Origin of the sequence: Trichodesmium erythraeum IMS101 (assembly GCF_000014265.1) — a bacterium.
Taxonomy (GTDB): domain Bacteria; phylum Cyanobacteriota; class Cyanobacteriia; order Cyanobacteriales; family Microcoleaceae; genus Trichodesmium; species Trichodesmium erythraeum.
This window is the reverse complement of the sequence record NC_008312.1, coordinates 5,314,909-5,339,438: the sequence shown is the minus strand read 5'-3', so window position 1 is coordinate 5,339,438 and position 24,530 is coordinate 5,314,909. Positions and strand designations below refer to the sequence as shown.

Genomic DNA, 24,530 nt, shown 5'->3' with positions numbered 1-24,530 from the left:
GCAGCGCTACATTAGCTGAGTATCAGACAGCCATAGCCCAAATACAATATAACAACACCTCGGATAACCCTAATACCACCGATAGGACAGTGACCGTAGTGGTGAACGATGGTGATGCTGATAGTAGTACAGCCACAACAACAATAAATATTACTCCAGTCAATGATGCTCCAGTATTAGACTTAGATGGGGATAATAGTACGACAACAGGCAGTGACTACATAACAACTTTCACAGAAGGAACGGCAGTAAACATAGGAGACAGCGATGTTAGTATCACAGATGTAGATGATAGCAACATAGAGTCAGCCACAATAACATTAAGCAGTCGACCAGACGGAAATACAGTAGAAAGCTTATTAGTCAACGGTACACTACCAACAGGAATAACAGCGAGCAGTTATAACAGTAGTACAGGAGTCATAACACTCACAGGCAGCGCTAAATTAGCTGAGTATCAGACAGCTATAGCCCAAATACAATATAACAACACCTCGGATAACCCAGACACCAGTGCTCGGACCGTGACCGTAGTGGTGAACGATGGTAATGTTGATAGTAACACAGCCACAACAACAATAAATATTACTCCAGTCAATGATGCTCCAGTATTAGACTTAGATGGGGATAATAGTACGACAACAGGCAGTGACTACATAACAACTTTCACAGAAGGAACGGCAGTAAACATAGGAGACAGCGATGTTAGTATCACAGATGTAGATGATAGCAACATAGAGTCAGCCACAATAACATTAGGCAGTCGACCAGACGGAGATACAGTAGAAAGCTTATTAGTCAACGGTACACTACCAACAGGAATAACAGCGAGCAGTTATAACAGTAGTACAGGAGTCATAACACTCACAGGCAGCGCTACATTAGCTGAGTATCAGACAGCCATAGCCCAAATACAATATAACAACACCTCGGATAACCCTAATACCACCGATAGGACAGTGACCGTAGTGGTGAACGATGGTGATGCTGATAGTAGTACAGCCACAACAACAATAAATATTGCTAGAGTCAATGATGCTCCCGTATTAGACTTAGATGGGGATAATAGTACGACAACAGGCAGTGACTACATAACAACTTTCACAGAAGGAACGGCAGTAAACATAGGAGACAGCGATGTTAGTATCACAGATGTAGATGATAGCAACATAGAGTCAGCCACAATAACATTAAGCAGTCGACCAGACGGAAATACAGTAGAAAGCTTATCAGTCAGCGGTACACTGCCAGGAGGAATAACAGCAGGTACTTATGACAGTAGTACAGGAGTCATAACACTCACAGGCAGCGCTACATTAGCTGACTATCAGACAGCCATAGCCCAAATACAATATGACAATACCTCGGAAAACCCAGACACCAGGGCTCGGAGCGTAACCGTAGTGGTGAACGATGGTGATGCTAATAGTAACAAAGCCACAACAACAATAAATATTGCTAGAGTCAATGACCCTCCCACATTAGACTTAGATGGGGATAACACAGGGAATGACTACACAACAACTTTCACAGAAGGAACGGCAGTAAACATAGGAGACAGCGATGTTAGTATCACAGATGTAGATGATAGCAACATAGAGTCAGCCACAATAACATTAAGCAGTCGACCAGACGGAGATACAGTAGAAAGCTTATTAGTCAACGGTACACTACCAACAGGAATAACAGCAGGTACTTATGACAGTAGTACAGGAGTCATAACACTCACAGGCAGCGCTACATTAGCTGAGTATCAGACAGCCATAGCCCAAATACAATATAACAACACCTCGGAAAACCCTAATACCACCGATAGGACAGTGACCGTAGTGGTGAACGATGGTGATGCTGATAGTAGTACAGCCACAACAACAATAAATATTACTCCAGTCAATGATGCTCCAGTATTAGACTTAGATGGGGATAATAGTACGACAACAGGCAGTGACTACATAACAACTTTCACAGAAGGAACGGCAGTAAACATAGGAGACAGCGATGTTAGTATCACAGATGTAGATGATAGCAACATAGAGTCAGCCACAATAACATTAGGCAGTCGACCAGACGGAGATACAGTAGAAAGCTTATTAGTCAACGGTACACTACCAACAGGAATAACAGCGAGCAGTTATAACAGTAGTACAGGAGTCATAACACTCACAGGCAGCGCTAAATTAGCTGAGTATCAGACAGCTATAGCCCAAATACAATATAACAACACCTCGGATAACCCAGACACCAGTGCTCGGACCGTGACCGTAGTGGTGAACGATGGTAATGTTGATAGTAACACAGCCACAACAACAATAAATATTACTCCAGTCAATGATGCTCCAGTATTAGACTTAGATGGGGATAATAGTACGACAACAGGCAGTGACTACATAACAACTTTCACAGAAGGAACGGCAGTAAACATAGGAGACAGCGATGTTAGTATCACAGATGTAGATGATAGCAACATAGAGTCAGCCACAATAACATTAGGCAGTCGACCAGACGGAGATACAGTAGAAAGCTTATTAGTCAACGGTACACTACCAACAGGAATAACAGCGAGCAGTTATAACAGTAGTACAGGAGTCATAACACTCACAGGCAGCGCTAAATTAGCTGAGTATCAGACAGCTATAGCCCAAATACAATATAACAACACCTCGGATAACCCAGACACCAGTGCTCGGACCGTGACCGTAGTGGTGAACGATGGTAATGTTGATAGTAACACAGCCACAACAACAATAAATATTACTCCAGTCAATGATGCTCCAGTATTAGACTTAGATGGGGATAATAGTACGACAACAGGCAGTGACTACATAACAACTTTCACAGAAGGAACGGCAGTAAACATAGGAGACAGCGATGTTAGTATCACAGATGTAGATGATAGCAACATAGAGTCAGCCACAATAACATTAAGCAGTCGACCAGACGGAAATACAGTAGAAAGCTTATCAGTCAATGGTGGACTGCCAGGAGGAATATCAGCCGGTGCTTATGACAGTACTACAGGAGTCATAACACTCACAGGCAGCGCTACATTAGCTGAGTATCAGACAGCCATAGCCCAAATACAATATAACAACACCTCGGACAACCCAGACACCAGGGCTCGGAGCGTAACCGTAGTGGTGAACGATGGTAATGTTGATAGTAACACAGCCACAACAACAATAAATATTGCTAGAGTCAATGACCCTCCCACATTAGACTTAGATGGGGATAACACAGGGAATGACTACACAACAACTTTCACAGAAGGCGGAGGAGCAGTAGCTATAGGAAACAAAGTTGGTATAGCAGATGTAGATGATACCAACATAGAGTCAGCCACAATAACATTAGGCAGTCCAGACGCAACATCAGAAAGCTTATTAGTCAACGGTGCACTGCCAGCAGGAATAACAGCAAGCAGTTATGACAGTAGTACAGGAGTCATAACACTCACAGGCCCCGCTACAAAAGCTGACTATCAGACAGCCATAGCCCAAATACAATATAACAACACCTCGGAAAACCCTAATACCACCGATAGGACAGTGACCGTAGTGGTGAACGATGGTGAAGCTGATAGTAGTACAGCCACAACAACAATAAATATTACTCCAGTCAATGATGCTCCCGTATTAGACTTAGATGGGGATAATAGTACGACAACAGGCAGTGACTACATAACAACTTTCACAGAAGGAACGGCAGTAGCCATAGGAGACAACGATGTTAGTATCACAGATGTAGATGATACCAACATAATAGAGTCAGCCACAATAACATTAAGCAGTCGACCAGACGGAGATGCAGTAGAAAGCTTATCCGCCGGTACACTGCCAACAGGAATAACAGCGAGCAGTTATGACAGTACTACAGGAGTCATAACACTGACAGGCAGCGCTACATTAGCTGAGTATCAGACAGCCATAGCCCAAATACAATATGACAACACCTCGGACAACCCAGACACCAGTGCTCGGACCGTGACCGTAGTGGTGAACGATGGTAATGTTGATAGTAACACAGCCACAACAACAATAAATATTGCTAGAGTCAATGACCCTCCCACATTAGACTTAGATGGGGATAACACAGGGAATGACTACACAACAACTTTCACAGAAGGCCTAGGAGCAGTAGCTATAGGAAACAAAGTTGGTATAGCAGATGTAGATGATACCAACATAGAGTCAGCCACAATAACATTAGGCAGTCCAGACGCAACATCAGAAAGCTTATTAGTCAACGGTGCACTGCCAGCAGGAATAACAGCAAGCAGTTATGACAGTAGTACAGGAGTCATAACACTGACAGGCAGCGCTACAAAAGCTGAGTATCAGACAGCCATAGCCCAAATACAATATAACAACACCTCGGAAAACCCTAATACCACCGATAGGACAGTGACTGTAGTGGTGAACGATGGTGAAGCTGATAGTAGTACAGCCACAACAACAATAAATATTACTCCAGTCAATGATGCTCCCGTATTAGACTTAGATGGGGATAATAGTACGACAACAGGCAGTGACTACATAACAACTTTCACAGAAGGAACGGCAGTAGCCATAGGAGACAACGATGTTAGTATCACAGATGTAGATGATACCAACATAATAGAGTCAGCCACAATAACATTAAGCAGTCGACCAGATGGAGATGCAGTAGAAAGCTTATCCGCCGGTACACTGCCAACAGGAATAACAGCGAGCAGTTATGACAGTACTACAGGAGTCATAACACTGACAGGCAGCGCTACATTAGCTGAGTATCAGACAGCCATAGCCCAAATACAATATGACAACACCTCGGACAACCCAGACACCAGTGCTCGGACCGTGACCGTAGTGGTGAACGATGGTAATGTTGATAGTAACACAGCCACAACAACAATAAATATTGCTAGAGTCAATGACCCTCCCACATTAGACTTAGATGGGGATAACACAGGGAATGACTACACAACAACTTTCACAGAAGGCCTAGGAGCAGTAGCTATAGGAAACAAAGTTGGTATAGCAGATGTAGATGATACCAACATAGAGTCAGCCACAATAACATTAGGCAGTCCAGACGCAACATCAGAAAGCTTATTAGTCAACGGTGCACTGCCAGCAGGAATAACAGCAAGCAGTTATGACAGTAGTACAGGAGTCATAACACTCACAGGCCCCGCTACAAAAGCTGACTATCAGACAGCCATAGCCCAAATACAATATAACAACACCTCGGAAAACCCTAATACCACCGATAGGACAGTGACCGTAGTGGTGAACGATGGTGAAGCTGATAGTAGTACAGCCACAACAACAATAAATATTACTCCAGTCAATGATGCTCCCGTATTAGACTTAGATGGGGATAATAGTACGACAACAGGCAGTGACTACATAACAACTTTCACAGAAGGAACGGCAGTAGCCATAGGAGACAACGATGTTAGTATCACAGATGTAGATGATACCAACATAATAGAGTCAGCCACAATAACATTAAGCAGTCGACCAGACGGAGATGCAGTAGAAAGCTTATCCGCCGGTACACTGCCAACAGGAATAACAGCGAGCAGTTATGACAGTACTACAGGAGTCATAACACTGACAGGCAGCGCTACATTAGCTGAGTATCAGACAGCCATAGCCCAAATACAATATGACAACACCTCGGACAACCCAGACACCACGGCTCGGACCGTGACCGTAGTGGTGAACGATGGTAATGTTGATAGTAACACAGCCACAACAACAATAAATATTGCTAGAGTCAATGACCCTCCCACATTAGACTTAGATGGGGATAACACAGGGAATGACTACACAACAACTTTCACAGAAGGCCTAGGAGCAGTAGCTATAGGAAACAAGGTTGGTATAGCAGATGAAGATGATACCAACATAGAGTCAGCCACAATAACATTAGGCAGTCCAGACGCAACATCAGAAAGCTTATTAGTCAACGGTACACTACCAACAGGAATAACAGCGAGCAGTTATAACAGTACTACAGGAGTCATAACACTCACAGGCAGCGCTACATTAGCTGAGTATCAGACAGCCATAGCCCAAATACAATATAACAACACCTCGGAAAACCCTAATACCACCGATAGGACAGTGACCGTAGTGGTGAACGATGGTAATGTTGATAGTAACACAGCCACAACAACAATAAATATTGCTAGAGTCAATGACCCTCCCACATTAGACTTAGATGGGGATAACACAGGGAATGACTACACAACAACTTTCACAGAAGGCCTAGGAGCAGTAGCTATAGGAAACAAGGTTGGTATAGCAGATGAAGATGATACCAACATAGAGTCAGCCACAATAACATTAGGCAGTCCAGACGCAACATCAGAAAGCTTATTAGTCAACGGTACACTACCAACAGGAATAACAGCGAGCAGTTATAACAGTACTACAGGAGTCATAACACTCACAGGCAGCGCTACATTAGCTGAGTATCAGACAGCCATAGCCCAAATACAATATAACAACACCTCGGAAAACCCTAATACCACCGATAGGACAGTGACCGTAGTGGTGAACGATGGTGAAGCTGATAGTAGTACAGCCACAACAACAATAAATATTACTCCAGTCAATGATGCTCCCGTATTAGACTTAGATGGGGATAATAGTACGACAACAGGCAGTGACTACATAACAACTTTCACAGAAGGAACGGCAGTAGCCATAGGAGACAACGATGTTAGTATCACAGATGTAGATGATACCAACATAATAGAGTCAGCCACAATAACATTAAGCAGTCGACCAGACGGAGATGCAGTAGAAAGCTTATCCGCCGGTACACTGCCAACAGGAATAACAGCGAGCAGTTATGACAGTACTACAGGAGTCATAACACTCACAGGCAGCGCTACATTAGCTGAGTATCAGACAGCCATAGCCCAAATACAATATGACAACACCTCGGACAACCCAGACACCAGTGCTCGGACCCTGACTGTAGTGGTGAACGATGGTAATGTTGATAGTAACACAGCCACAACAACAATAAATATTACTCCAGTCAATGACGCTCCCGTATTAGACTTAGATGGGAATAATAGTAGTACCGCTACAGGCAGTGACTACATAACAACTTTCACAGAAGGAACGGCAGTAAACATAGGAGACAGCGATGTTAGTATCACAGATGTAGATGATAGCAACATAGAGTCAGCCACAATAACATTAAGCAGTCGACCAGACGGAGATACAGTAGAAAGCTTATCCGCCGGTACACTGCCAACAGGAATAACAGCGAGCAGTTATGACAGTAGTACAGGAGTCATAACACTGACAGGCAGCGCTACATTAGCTGAGTATCAGACAGCCATAGCCCAAATACAATATGACAACACCTCGGACAACCCAGACACCAGTGCTCGGACCGTGACTGTAGTGGTGAACGATGGTAATGTTGATAGTAACACAGCCACAACAACAATAAATATTACTCCAGTCAATGACGCTCCCGTATTAGACTTAGATGGGAATAATAGTAGTACCGCTACAGGCAGTGACTACATAACAACTTTCACAGAAGGAACGGCAGTAAACATAGGAGACAGCGATGTTAGTATCACAGATGTAGATGATAGCAACATAGAGTCAGCCACAATAACATTAAGCAGTCGACCAGACGGAGATACAGTAGAAAGCTTATCAGTCAACGGTGCACTGCCAACAGGAATAACAGCGAGCAGTTATGACAGTACTACAGGAGTCATAACACTGACAGGCAGCGCTACATTAGCTGAGTATCAGACAGCCATAGCCCAAATACAATATGACAACACCTCGGACAACCCAGACACCAGTGCTCGGACCGTGACTGTAGTGGTGAACGATGGTAATGTTGATAGTAACACAGCCACAACAACAATAAATATTACTCCAGTCAATGACGCTCCCGTATTAGACTTAGATGGGAATAATAGTAGTACCGCTACAGGCAGTGACTACATAACAACTTTCACAGAAGGAACGGCAGTAAACATAGGAGACAGCGATGTTAGTATCACAGATGTAGATGATAGCAACATAGAGTCAGCCACAATAACATTAAGCAGTCGACCAGACGGAGATACAGTAGAAAGCTTATCAGTCAACGGTGCACTGCCAGGAACAATATCAGCCGGTGCTTATGACAGTAGTACAGGAGTCATAACACTGACAGGCAGCGCTACATTATCTCAGTATCAGACAGCCATAGCCCAAATACAATATAACAACACCTCGGACAACCCAGACACCAGTGCTCGGACCGTGACCGTAGTGGTGAACGATGGTAATGTTGATAGTAACACAGCCACAACAACAATAAATATTACTCCAGTCAATGACGCTCCCGTATTAGACTTAGATGGGAATAATAGTAGTACCGCTACAGGCAGTGACTACATAACAACTTTCACAGAAGGAACGGCAGTAAACATAGGAGACAGCGATGTTAGTATCACAGATGTAGATGATAGCAACATAGAGTCAGCCACAATAACATTAAGCAGTCGACCAGACGGAAATACAGTAGAAAGCTTATCAGTAAACGGTGCACTGCCAGGAGGAATATCAGCCGGTGCTTATGACAGTACTACAGGAGTCATAACACTCACAGGCAGCGCTAAATTAGCTGAGTATCAGACAGCCATAGCCCAAATACAATATGACAACACCTCGGACAACCCAGACACCACGGCTCGGACCGTGACCGTAGTGGTGAACGATGGTAATGTTGATAGTAACACAGCCACAACAACAATAAATATTGCTAGAGTCAATGACCCTCCCACATTAGACTTAGATGGGGATAACACAGGGAATGACTACACAACAACTTTCACAGAAGGCCTAGGAGCAGTAGCTATAGGAAACAAGGTTGGTATAGCAGATGAAGATGATACTAACATAGAGTCAGCCACAATAACATTAGGCAGTCCAGACGCAACATCAGAAAGCTTATTAGTCAACGGTACACTACCAACAGGAATAACAGCGAGCAGTTATAACAGTACTACAGGAGTCATAACACTCACAGGCAGCGCTACATTAGCTGAGTATCAGACAGCCATAGCCCAAATACAATATGACAACACCTCGGACAACCCAGACACCACGGCTCGGACCGTGACCGTAGTGGTGAACGATGGTAATGTTGATAGTAACACAGCCACAACAACAATAAATATTGCTAGAGTCAATGACCCTCCCACATTAGACTTAGATGGGGATAACACAGGGAATGACTACACAACAACTTTCACAGAAGGCCTAGGAGCAGTAGCTATAGGAAACAAGGTTGGTATAGCAGATGAAGATGATACCAACATAGAGTCAGCCACAATAACATTAGGCAGTCCAGACGCAACATCAGAAAGCTTATTAGTCAACGGTACACTACCAACAGGAATAACAGCGAGCAGTTATAACAGTACTACAGGAGTCATAACACTCACAGGCAGCGCTACATTAGCTGAGTATCAGACAGCCATAGCCCAAATACAATATAACAACACCTCGGAAAACCCTAATACCACCGATAGGACAGTGACCGTAGTGGTGAACGATGGTAATGTTGATAGTAACACAGCCACAACAACAATAAATATTACTCCAGTCAATGATGCTCCGGTATTAGACTTAGATGGGGATAATAGTACGACAACAGGCAGTGACTACATAACAACTTTCACAGAAGGAACGGCAGTAGCCATAGGAGACAACGATGTTAGTATCACAGATGTAGATGATACCAACATAATAGAGTCAGCCACAATAACATTAAGCAGTCGACCAGACGGAGATGCAGTAGAAAGCTTATCCGCCGGTACACTGCCAACAGGAATAACAGCGAGCAGTTATGACAGTACTACAGGAGTCATAACACTGACAGGCAGCGCTACATTAGCTGAGTATCAGACAGCCATAGCCCAAATACAATATGACAACACCTCGGACAACCCAGACACCAGTGCTCGGACCGTGACTGTAGTGGTGAACGATGGTAATGTTGATAGTAACACAGCCACAACAACAATAAATATTACTCCAGTCAATGGCGCTCCCGTATTAGACTTAGATGGGAATAATAGTAGTACCGCTACAGGCAGTGACTACATAACAACTTTCACAGAAGGAACGGCAGTAAACATAGGAGACAGCGATGTTAGTATCACAGATGTAGATGATAGCAACATAGAGTCAGCCACAATAACATTAAGCAGTCGACCAGACGGAGATACAGTAGAAAGCTTATCAGTCAACGGTGCACTGCCAGGAACAATATCAGCCGGTGCTTATGACAGTACTACAGGAGTCATAACACTCACAGGTAGCGCTACATTAGCTGAGTATCAGACAGCCATAGCCCAAATACAATATAACAATACCTCGGAAAACCCTAATACCACCGATAGGACAGTGACTGTAGTGGTGAACGATGGTGATGCTGATAGTAATACAGCCACAACAACAATAAGTATTAACCCAGGCAATGAACTTCCGGTAGTGGATAGTAGCAGCATCACAGTAGAGGAAGAGAGTACAGACACATCCTTAGGACTAGCAGCTCCTACAGACGAAGATGGAGACAGCCTAACTATAACAGTTACCGGACTACCAACATTAGGAACAGTAACGAAAGCTGACGGCACAGTAGTTAACAACGGTGATACCTTAACATCAGCAGAACTAGAAGGACTACTATACGACGCCCCGGCCGAGTACAACGGAAGTGATGACCCGGGAGACTTCACCTACTCTGTCAATGACGGAACAGTCACAGTCGATGGCAGCACAGATATAAGTATTAACCCAGTCAACGACCCTCCGGTAGTGGATAGTAGCAGCATCACAGTAGAGGAAGAGAGTACAGACACATCCTTAGGACTAGCAGCTCCTACAGACGAAGATGGAGACAGCCTAACTATAACAGTTACCGGACTACCAACATTAGGAACAGTAACGAAAGCTGACGGCACAGTAGTTAACAACGGTGATACCTTAACATCAGCAGAACTAGAAGGACTACTATACGACGCCCCGGCCGAGTACAACGGAAGTGATGACCCGGGAGACTTCACCTACTCTGTCAATGACGGAACAGTCACAGTCGATGGCAGCAAAGATATAAGTATTAACCCACTAGGCAATGAACTTCCGGTAGTGGATAGTAGCAGCATCACAGTAGAGGAAGAGAGTACAGACACATCCTTAGGACTAGCAGCTCCTACAGACGAAGATGGAGACAGCCTAACTATAACAGTTACCGGACTACCAACATTAGGAACAGTAACGAAAGCTGACGGCACAGTAGTTAACAACGGTGATACCTTAACATCAGCAGAACTAGAAGGACTACTATACGACGCCCCGGCCGAGTACAACGGAAGTGATGACCCGGGAGACTTTACCTACTCTGTCAATGACGGAACAGTCACAGTCGATGGCAGCACAGATATAAGTATTAACCCAGTCAACGACCCTCCGGTAGTGGATAGTAGCAGCATCACAGTAGAGGAAGAGAGTACAGACACATCCTTAGGACTAGCAGCTCCTACAGACGAAGATGGAGACAGCCTAACTATAACAGTTACCGGACTACCAACATTAGGAACAGTAACGAAAGCTGACGGCACAGTAGTTAACAACGGTGATACCTTAACATCAGCAGAACTAGAAGGACTACTATACGACGCCCCGGCCGAGTACAACGGAAGTGATGACCCGGGAGACTTCACCTACTCTGTCAATGACGGAACAGTCACAGTCGATGGCAGCAAAGATATAAGTATTAACCCACTAGGCAATGAACTTCCGGTAGTGGATAGTAGCAGCATCACAGTAGAGGAAGAGAGTACAGACACATCCTTAGGACTAGCAGCTCCTACAGACGAAGATGGAGACAGCCTAACTATAACAGTTACCGGACTACCAACATTAGGAACAGTAACGAAAGCTGACGGCACAGTAGTTAACAACGGTGATACCTTAACATCAGCAGAACTAGAAGGACTACTATACGACGCCCCGGCCGAGTACAACGGAAGTGATGACCCGGGAGACTTTACCTACTCTGTCAATGACGGAACAGTCACAGTCGATGGCAGCACAGATATAAGTATTAACCCAGTCAACGACCCTCCGGTAGTGGATAGTAGCAGCATCACAGTAGAGGAAGAGAGTACAGACACATCCTTAGGACTAGCAGCTCCTACAGACGAAGATGGAGACAGCCTAACTATAACAGTTACCGGACTACCAACATTAGGAACAGTAACGAAAGCTGACGGCACAGTAGTTAACAACGGTGATACCTTAACATCAGCAGAACTAGAAGGACTACTATACGACGCCCCGGCCGAGTACAACGGAAGTGATGACCCGGGAGACTTCACCTACTCTGTCAATGACGGAACAGTCACAGTCGATGGCAGCAAAGATATAAGTATTAACCCACTAGGCAATGAACTTCCGGTAGTGGATAGTAGCAGCATCACAGTAGAGGAAGAGAGTACAGACACATCCTTAGGACTAGCAGCTCCTACAGACGAAGATGGAGACAGCCTAACTATAACAGTTACCGGACTACCAACATTAGGAACAGTAACGAAAGCTGACGGCACAGTAGTTAACAACGGTGATACCTTAACATCAGCAGAACTAGAAGGACTACTATACGACGCCCCGGCCGAGTACAACGGAAGTGATGACCCGGGAGACTTTACCTACTCTGTCAATGACGGAACAGTCACAGTCGATGGCAGCACAGATATAAGTATTAACCCAGTCAACGACTCTCCGGTAGTGGATAGTAGCAGCATCACAGTAGAGGAAGAGAGTACAGACACATCCTTAGGACTAGCAGCTCCTACAGACGAAGATGGAGACAGCCTAACTATAACAGTTACCGGACTACCAACATTAGGAACAGTAACGAAAGCTGACGGCACAGTAGTTAACAACGGTGATACCTTAACATCAGCAGAACTAGAAGGACTACTATACGACGCCCCGGCCGAGTACAACGGAAGTGATGACCCGGGAGACTTCACCTACTCTGTCAATGACGGAACAGTCACAGTCGATGGCAGCAAAGATATAAGTATTAACCCACTAGGCAATGAACTTCCGGTAGTGGATAGTAGCAGCATCACAGTAGAGGAAGAGAGTACAGACACATCCTTAGGACTAGCAGCTCCTACAGACGAAGATGGAGACAGCCTAACTATAACAGTTACCGGACTACCAACATTAGGAACAGTAACGAAAGCTGACGGCACAGTAGTTAACAACGGTGATACCTTAACATCAGCAGAACTAGAAGGACTACTATACGACGCCCCGGCCGAGTACAACGGAAGTGATGACCCGGGAGACTTCACCTACTCTGTCAATGACGGAACAGTCACAGTCGATGGCAGCACAGATATAAGTATTAACCCAGTCAACGACCCTCCGGTAGTGGATAGTAGCAGCATCACAGTAGAGGAAGAGAGTACAGACACATCCTTAGGACTAGCAGCTCCTACAGACGAAGATGGAGACAGCCTAACTATAACAGTTACCGGACTACCAACATTAGGAACAGTAACGAAAGCTGACGGCACAGTAGTTAACAACGGTGATACCTTAACATCAGCAGAACTAGAAGGACTACTATACGACGCCCCGGCCGAGTACAACGGAAGTGATGACCCGGGAGACTTCACCTACTCTGTCAATGACGGAACAGTCACAGTCGATGGCAGCAAAGATATAAGTATTAACCCACTAGGCAATGAACTTCCGGTAGTGGATAGTAGCAGCATCACAGTAGAGGAAGAGAGTACAGACACATCCTTAGGACTAGCAGCTCCTACAGACGAAGATGGAGACAGCCTAACTATAACAGTTACCGGACTACCAACATTAGGAACAGTAACGAAAGCTGACGGCACAGTAGTTAACAACGGTGATACCTTAACATCAGCAGAACTAGAAGGACTACTATACGACGCCCCGGCCGAGTACAACGGAAGTGATGACCCGGGAGACTTCACCTACTCTGTCAATGACGGAACAGTCACAGTCGATGGCAGCACAGATATAAGTGTAGAAGTAGAGCCTAGATCTCCAAACCAAGAGCCAATAGCTAACAATGACACGGGCAGAATATTTGTTAATCAAACAGTCACATTTAACATTACTGATAACGATAGTGATATAGATGGTAGTATCAACCCTGGGACTATTGACCTAGATCAAGAAAAATCAGGAATACAGAAAACCATCACAGTCGCTGGTCAAGGTACATTTAACGTAGACAATGACGGAAATCTTTCTTTCACCCCCGAAACAGACTTTGCCGGAACTTCCTCCATCTCCTACACTGTTGCTGATGACAACAATCAAAAATCAAATGAAGCACAGATAACTGTCGAAGTTGTGAATCAGCCACCTATAGCTACTGATGACAATGCTAGTACAACAAAGGGAGAACCAGTCACTTTTGACATACTTGAGAACGATATTGATGACTATGACAAGATTGACCCTACTACAATAGACCTAGAGCCATCTACAGAAGAGCCAGAAAATACAAAGGTAGTAGAAGGAGAAGGAACCTACACAGTAGATGAGACCGGAAAGGTAACTTTCACCCCCGAAACAGACTTTGCCGGACCTTCCTCTATCTCCTACACTGTTGCTGATGACAACAATCAAAAATCAAATCCAGCACAGATAACTGTCGAAGTTGAGAATCAGCCACCCATAGCTACTGATGACAATGCTAGTACAACAAAGGGAGAACCAGTCACTTTTGACATACTTGAGAACGATATTGATGACTATGACAAGATTGACCCTACTACAATAGACCTAGATCCATCTACAGAAGAGCCAGAAAATACAAAGGTAGTAGAAGGAGAAGGAAGCTACACAGTAGATGAGACCGGAAGGGTAACTTTCACCCCCGAAACAGACTTTGCCGGACCTTCCTCCATCTCCTACACTGTTGCTGATGACAACAATCAAAAATCAAATCCAGCACAGATAACTGTCGAAGTTGTGAATCAGCCACCCATAGCTACTGATGACAATGCTAGTACAACAAAGGGAGAACCAGTCACTTTTGACATACTTGAAAACGATATTGATGACTATGACAAGATTGACCCTACTACAATAGACCTAGATCCATCTACAGAAGAGCCAGAAAATACAAAGGTAGTAGAAGGAGAAGGAACCTACACAGTAGATGAGACCGGAAAGGTAACTTTCACCCCCGAAACAGACTTTGCCGGACCTTCCTCCATCTCCTACACTGTTGCTGATGACAACAATCAAAAATCAAATCCAGCACAGATAACTGTCGAAGTTGTGAATCAGCCACCCATAGCTACTGATGACGATGCTAGTACAATAAAGGGAGAACCAGTCACTTTTGACATACTTGAGAACGATATTGATGACTATGACAAGATTGACCCTACTACAATAGACCTAGATCCATCTACAGAAGAGCAGGAAAATACATTAACATTACCGGAACAAGGTACCTTTACCGTAGATGATGAAGGCAATGTCACCTTTGCTCCTCTTGATGAATTTGTGGGCAAAGTAAATATTTCATACACTGCAGCTGACGATAATGGCAGCATATCAAATAGAGCTAATATAAATATAAATGTCATTCGTACTAAAAAGCTTTTGGCTACTGATGACAATGCCAGTACAACAAAAGAAGAACCAGTCACTTTTGACATACTTGAGAACGATATTGAGGGTGATGGCAAGATTGACCCTACTACAATAGACCTAGATCCATCTACAGAAGAGCAGGAAAAAACAAAGGTAGTAGAAGGAGAAGGAACCTACACAGTAGATGAGACCGGGAAGGTAACTTTCACCCCCGAAACAGACTTTGCCGGACCTTCCTCCATCTCCTACACTGTTGCTGATGACAACAATCAAAAATCAAATCCAGCACAGATAACTGTCGAAGTTGTGAATCAGCCACCCATAGCTACTGATGACAATGCCAGTACAACAAAGGGAGAACCAGTCACTTTTGACATACTTGAAAACGATATTGATGACTATGACAAGATTGACCCTACTACAATAGACCTAGAGCCATCTACAGAAGAGCAGGAAAAAACAAAGGTAGTAGAAGGAGAAGGAACCTACACAGTAGATGAGACCGGAAAGGTAACTTTCACCCCCGAAACAGACTTTGCCGGACCTTCCTCTATCTCCTACACTGTTGCTGATGACAACAATCAAAAATCAAATCCAGCACAGATAACTGTCGAAGTTGAGAATCTGCCACCCATAGCTACTGATGACAATGCCAGTACAACAAAGGGAGAACCAGTCACTTTTGACATACTTGAAAACGATATTGATGACTATGACAAGATTGACCCTACTACAATAGACCTAGAGCCATCTACAGAAGAGCAGGAAAATACAAAGGTAGTAGAAGGAGAAGGAACCTACACAGTAGATGAGACCGGAAAGGTAACTTTCACCCCCGAAACAGACTTTGCCGGACCTTCCTCTATCTCCTACACTGTTGCTGATGACAACAATCAAAAATCAAAGCCAGTACAGATAACTGTTGAAGTTCTGAATCAGCCAGCCATAGCTACTGATGACAATGCCAGTACAACAAAGGGAGAACCAGTCACTTTTGACATACTTGAAAACGATATTGATGACTATGACAAGATTGACCCTACTACAATAGACCTAGAGCCATCTACAGAAGAGCAGGAAAAAACAAAGGTAGTAGAAGGAGAAGGAACCTACACAGTAGATGAGACCGGAAAGGTAACTTTCACCCCTGAAACAGACTTTGCCGGACCTTCCTCTATCTCCTACACTGTTGCTGATGACAACAATCAAAAATCAAATCCAGCACAGATAACTGTCGAAGTTGAGAATCAGCCACCCATAGCTACTGATGACAATGCTAGTACAACAAAGGGAGAACCAGTCACTTTTGACATACTTGAGAACGATATTGATGACTATGACAAGATTGACCCTACTACAATAGACCTAGATCCATCTACAGAAGAGCCAGAAAAAACAAAGGTAGTAGAAGGAGAAGGAACCTACACAGTAGATGAGACCGGAAAGGTAACTTTCACCCCTGAAACAGACTTTGCCGGACCTTCCACCATCTCCTATACTGTTGCTGATGATAGCAATCAAAAATCAAATGAAGCAGAGATAACTGTCGAAGTTGTGAATCAGCCACCCATAGCTACTCCTGAAAATGCCAGTACAACAAAGGGAGAACCAGTCACTTTTGACATACTTGAAAACGATATTGATGACTATGACAAGATTGACCCTACTACAATAGACCTAGAGCCATCTACAGAAGAGCAGGAAAAAACAAAGGTAGTAGAAGGAGAAGGAACCTACACAGTAGATGAGACCGGAAAGGTGACTTTTACCCCCGAAACAGACTTTGCCGGACCTTCCACCATATCCTACACTGTTGCTGATGACAACAATCAAAAATCAAATGAAGCAGAGATAACTGTCGAAGTTGTGAATCAGCCACCCATAGCTATTGATGACAATGACAGTACAACAAAGGGAGAACCAGTTACTTTTGACATACTTGAGAACGATTTTGATGACTATGACAAGATTGACCCCACTACAATAGACCTAGAGCCATCTACAGAAGAGCCAGAAAAAACAAAGGTAGTAGAAGGTGAAGGAACCTACACAGTAGATGAGACCGGAAAGGTAACTTTCACCCCTGAAACAGACTTTGCCGGACCTTCCACCATCTCCTATACTGTTGCTGATGATAGCAATCAAAAATCAAATGAAGCAGAGATAACTGTCGAAGTTGTGAATCAGCCACCCATAGCTATTGATGACAATGACAGTACAACAAAGGGAGAACCAGTTACTTTTGACATACTTGAGAACGATTTTGATGACTATGACAAGATTGACCCCACTACAATAGACCTAGAGCCATCTACAGAAGAGCCAGAAAAAACAAAGGTAGTAGAAGGTGAAGGAACCTACACAGTAGATGAGACCGGAAAGGTAACTTTCACCCCTGAAACAGACTTTGCCGGACCTTCCACCATCTCCTATACTGTTGCTGATGATAGCAATCAAAAATCAAATGAAGCAGAGATAACTGTCGAAGTTGTGAATCAGCGACCCGAAGCTATTGATGACGATGCTAGTACAACAAAGGGAGAACCAGTCACTTTTGACATACTTGAGAACGATATTGATGACTATGACAAGATTGACCCTACTACAATAGACCTAGAGCCATCTACAGAAGAGCAGGAAAAAACAAAGGTAGTAGAAGGTGAAGGAACCTACACAGTAGATGAGACCGGAAAGGTGACTTTTACCCCCGAAACAGACTTTGCCGGACCTTCCACCATATCCTACACTGTTGCTGATGACAACAATCAAAAATCAAATGAAGCAGAGATAACTGTCGAAGTTGTGAATCAGCCACCCATAGCTACTCCTGACAATGACAGTACAACAAAGGGAGAACCAGTTACTTTTGACATACTTGAGAACGATTTTGATGACTATGACAAGATTGACCCCACTACAATAGACCTAGAGCCATCTACAGAAGAGCCAGAAAAAACAAAGGTAGTAGAAGGTGAAGGAACCTACACAGTAGATGAGACCGGAAAGGTGACTTTTACTCCCGAAACAGACTTTTCCGGATCTTCCTCCATATCCTACACTGTTGCTGATGACAACAATCAAAAATCAAATGAAGCAAACATAACTGTCGAAGTTGTGAATCAGCGACCCGAAGCTATTGATGACAATGCCAGTACAACAAAGGGAGAACCACTTACTTTTGACATACTTGAGAACGATTTTGATGACTATGACAAGATTGACCCCACTACAATAGACCTAGAGCCATCTACAGAAGAGCCAGAAAAAACAAAGGTAGTAGAAGGAGAAGGAACCTACACAGTAGATGAGACCGGAAAGGTGACTTTTACCCCCGAAACAGACTTTGCCGGACCTTCCACCATATCCTACACTGTTGCTGATGACAACAATCAAAAATCAAATGAAGCAGAGATAACTGTCGAAGTTGTGAATCAGCCACCCATAGCTATTGATGACAATGACAGTACAACAAAGGGAGAACCAGTTACTTTTGACATACTTGAGAACGATTTTGATGACTATGACAAGATTGACCCCACTACAATAGACCTAGAGCCATCTACAGAAGAGCCAGAAAAAACAAAGGTAGTAGAAGGTGAAGGAACCTACACAGTAGATGAGACCGGAAAGGTGACTTTTACTCCCGAAACAGACTTTTCCGGATCTTCCTCCATATCCTACACTGTTGCTGATGACAACAATCAAAAATCAAATGAAGCAAACATAACTGTCGAAGTTGTGAATCAGCGACCCGAAGCTATTGATGACAATGCCAGTACAACAAAGGGAGAACCACTTACTTTTGACATACTTGAGAACGATTTTGATGACTATGACAAGATTGACCCCACTACAATAGACCTAGAGCCATCTACAGAAGAGCCAGAAAAAACAAAGGTAGTAGAAGGAGAAGGAACCTACACAGTAGATGAGACCGGAAAGGTGACTTTTACCCCCGAAACAGACTTTGCCGGACCTTCCACCATATCCTACACTGTTGCTGATGACAACAATCAAAAATCAAATGAAGCAGAGATAACTGTCGAAGTTGTGAATCAGCCACCCATAGCTATTGATGACAATGACAGTACAACAAAGGGAGAACCACTTACTTTTGACATACTTGAGAACGATTTTGATGACTATGACAAGATTGACCCCACTACAATAGACCTAGAGCCATCTACAGAAGAGCCAGAAAAAACATTAACATTACCGGAACAAGGTACCTTGACCGTAGACGATGAAGGTAATGTCACCTTTGCTCCTCTTGATGAATTTGTGGGCAAAGTAAATGTTTTATACACTGTGGCTGACGATAATGGCAGCACATCAAATATAGCTAATATAAATATAAATGTCATTCCTATTCCTGAAAAGCCTTTCGCTACTGATGACAATGCCAGTACAACAAAGGAAAAGCCAGTCACTTTTGACATACTTGAGAACGATATTGAGGGCGATGGCAAGATTGAACCCAATACAATAGACCTAGAGCCATCTACAGAAGAGCCAGAAAAAACAAAGATAGTAGAAGGAGAAGGAACCTACACAGTAGATGAGACCGGAAAGGTAACTTTCACCCCTGAAACAGACTTTGCCGGGCCTTCCTCCATCTCCTATACTGTTGCTGATGACAACAATCAAAAATCAAATGAAGCAGAGATAACTGTCGAAGTTGTGAATCAGCCACCCATAGCTATTGATGACAATGACAGTACAACAAAGGGAGAACCAGTTACTTTTGACATACTTGAGAACGATTTTGATGACTATGACAAGATTGACCCCACTACAATAGACCTAGAGCCATCTACAGAAGAGCAGGAAAATACAAAGGTAGTAGAAGGTGAAGGAACCTACACAGTAGATGATACCGGAAAGGTAACTTTCACCCCCGAAACAGACTTTTCCGGACCTTCCTCCATCTCCTACACTGTTGCTGATGACAACAATCAAAAATCAAATCCAGCACAGATAACTGTCGAAGTTGTGAATCAGCCACCCGAAGCTATTGATGACAATGCCAGTACAACAAAGGGAGAACCAGTTACTTTTGACATACTTGAGAACGATTTTGATGACTATGACAAGATTGACCCCACTACAATAGACCTAGAGCCATCTACAGAAGAGCCAGAAAAAACAAAGGTAGTAGAAGGAGAAGGAACCTACACAGTAGATGATACCGGAAAGGTAACTTTTACCCCCGAAACAGACTTTGCCGGACCTTCCACCATATCCTACACTGTTGCTGATGACAACAATCAAAAATCAAATGAAGCAGAGATAACTGTCGAAGTTGTGAATCAGCCACCCATAGCTACTCCTGACAATGACAGTACAACAAAGGGAGAACCAGTTACTTTTGACATACTTGAGAACGATTTTGATGACTATGACAAGATTGACCCTACTACAATAGACCTAGAGCCATCTACAGAAGAGCCAGAAAAAACAAAGGTAGTAGAAGGTGAAGGAACCTACACAGTAGATGATACCGGAAAGGTGACTTTTACCCCTGAAACAGACTTTGACGGAACTTCCACTATCTCCTACACTGTTGCTGATGACAACAATCAAAAATCAAATGAAGCAAACATAACTGTCGAAGTTCCGATCAAGCTACCCTTTGTTGTAGATGACAATGCCATTACAGAAAAGGGAGAACCAGTCACTTTTGACATACTTGAGAACGATATTGATGATGATAATATTGATCCTACTACAATAGACCTAGAGCCATCTACAGAAGAGCCAGAAAAAACAAAGGTAGTAGAAGGAGAAGGAACCTACACAGTAGATGAGACCGGAAAGGTAACTTTTACCCCCGAAACAGACTTTGACGGAACTTCCACCATCTCCTACACTGTTGCTGATGACAACAATCAAAAATCAAATGAAGCACAGATAACTGTTGAAGTTGTGAATCAGCCGCCCATAGCTATTGATGACGATGCTGGTACAATAAAAGAAGAACCAGTCACTTTTGACATACTTGAGAACGATTTTGATGACTATGACAAGATTGACCCTACTACAATAGACCTAGAGCCATCTACAGAAGAGCCAGAAAAAACAAAGGTAGTAGAAGGAGAAGGAACCTACACAGTAGATGAGACTGGAAAGGTAACTTTCACCCCCGAAACAGACTTTGCCGGACCTTCCTCTATCTCCTACACTGTTGCTGATGACAACAATCAAAAATCAAATGAAGCACAGATAACTGTTGAAGTTCTGAATCTGCCAGCCATAGCTACTGATGACAATGCTAGTACAACAAAGGGAGAACCAGTCACTTTTGACATACTTGAAAACGATATTGATGACTATGACAAGATTGACCCTACTACAATAGACCTAGATCCATCTACAGAAGAGCAGGAAAAAACAAAGGTAGTAGAAGGAGAAGGAACCTACACAGTAGATGAGACCGGAAAGGTAACTTTCACCCCCGAAACAGACTTTGCCGGACCTTCCTCCATCTCCTACACTGTTGCTGATGACAACAATCAAAAATCAAATGAAGCACAGATAACTGTCGAAGTTGAGAATCTGCCAGCCATAGCTACTGATGACAATGCCAGTACAACAAAGGGAGAACCAGTCACTTTTGACATACTTGAAAACGATATTGATGACTATGACAAGATTGACCCTACTACAATAGACCTAGATCCATCTACAGAAGAGCAGGAAAATACAAAGGTAGTAGAAGGAGAAGGAACCTACACAGTAGATGAGACCGGAAAGGTAACCTTTACCCCTGAAATTACTTTCACTGGTATTACTACTTCCATTACATATACTGTTCAAGATAACTTGGGAGAGGTATCCAACGAAGCAAATATTTCCATAGAATTCACAAATATAGGAAAATTAGAAAACGACAGCACTACCACCCCGACTAATACCCCCGTCACATTTAGCATCATCAATAACGATGAAAATATCGATCCTACCACTATCGACCTTGACACTGAAGCTTCAGAAAGACAGAAAACATTCACACTACTAGACCAAGGCACATTTACCCTAGAAGATGAAGGCAACGTTATTTTTACCCCCGTGGACGATTTTGAAGGTGAGGCATCTATTCCTTATGTTGCTAATGATATTTTTGGCAATCTCTTGAAAGCAGCAAATATTTCCGTAGAAGTGGTCTCTATTCCAACTCCAGCGCCAACTCCAGCGGCAACTCCAGAAGTAACTCCAAATAATTCAGAAACTATAGAAGAGTCTCAAATAGATCATGACCATTCTTGTCCTCCACCTCCACCTAGACCATTTGTAGATTTACCTGTTGTACCTTTTATAGATATGAATTCCCAATTTGAACAGCTTTCATTTGGTACAGAAGATAGCGAAGATATTGAAAGTAATGACCTGATTCAAGCAGCTCAAGTAACTTTTGATGCCTTGGCAGGTGACGATCAGATCAACGCTTCAGATAATAGTGACACTGTGTTTGGTGGAAAGGGTGAAGATACAGTTATGGGTAATCGTGGCAATGACTTTCTTGGTGGTGATGAACAAAACGATTATATAAAGAGCGGAAAAGGTGACGATACAGTTCGTGGAGGTAAGGATGATGATACAATATCAGGTGATGTTGGCAATGATACCTTACTAGGAGATCAAGGTAAAGATTTACTTATAGGAGGTACTGGTGGTGATAATGACAAAGATGATACAGGGAAAGATCTGCTCAATGGTGGTAGGGGTGATGATTTATTAAATGGAAACCGAGACAATGATACCGTCATGGGCGGTAAGGATAATGATGAAGTCTATGGAGGTAAAGGTGATGATACAATCTTCGGAGAAAAAGGTAATGATACGCTCTTTGGTGACGATGGTGATGACAAGATTGTTACAGATCCTAATTCAAGTTCATCAGAAGAGGGAATAGGAAAAGATTTGGCTTATGGCGGTCGCGGCAAGGATATTATAGCAGGTCATCGTGGAGATGATATAGTGAATGCAGGTAAAGGAAATGATTTCATCTATGGTGGTAAAGATAATGATAGCATCTTTGGCGACCAAGGAAACGATACTCTTTTAGGAGAAAACGGAGATGATACAATTTTTGGTGGCAACAATAATATTTTTGGTGAGGATGAAGACTACATTAATGGTGGTGTCGGAAATGACTACCTCACTGGCAACGATGCTGATGACGTTATTATTAGTGGTGAAGGCGATGATACAGCACGAGGTGGTAAAGATGATGACTTAATGTATGGTAGTTCAGGGAATGACCTCATGTTTGGAGATCAAGGTAATGATATTATATGTGGTTGTGTTGGCGATGATACCATATATGGTGACAGTGAAAAACCTCTACCTGTAGCAACATTGGGAACGCAAGGTCATAAAGACAAGTTATTTGGTGGTACAGGAAACGACCTTATGTTTGGTAATCAAGATCAGGATACATTGTATGCAGAGGAAGGTGATGACACTTTGTTAGGAGGTAAGGATAATGATGTATTGTGTGGCGACCAAGGAAACGACTCTCTTTTAGGAGAAGCAGGTGATGACTTATTGTATGGAGGGGAGGGTGATGATACTTTCTCTGGAGGTATTGGTAGCGATACCTTCCTGGTTAACTTTGACCAAGGAATAGATGTTATTACTGACTTTAATGTTACTGAAGACTTCCTTGTATTAGGTAATGGACTAACCACTAATGAACAAAGCTTCACTTTGAATACTGTTGATGGTAACACTTCAGTATTCTGGAATGATATATTTGTAGTCACTTTAGAAAATTTATCTGCAACCTCAGAGCAGATAGAAACTAGATTCACCAATATTAATAATTCCTTAATCATCTAA

1 protein-coding gene (running past one end of the window) is annotated in these 24,530 nt (G+C 43.2%); it reads left to right on the top strand.

Annotated features, from left to right (window positions below):
* A protein-coding gene (locus TERY_RS16650) for a tandem-95 repeat protein (protein WP_011612902.1) crosses the window boundary here: on the top strand, positions 1 to 24,530 show its 3' portion. It extends 5,074 nt beyond the left edge of the window; only the last 24,530 of its 29,604 coding nucleotides appear in the window; its start codon lies beyond the left edge, outside the window; the stop codon is at positions 24,528 to 24,530.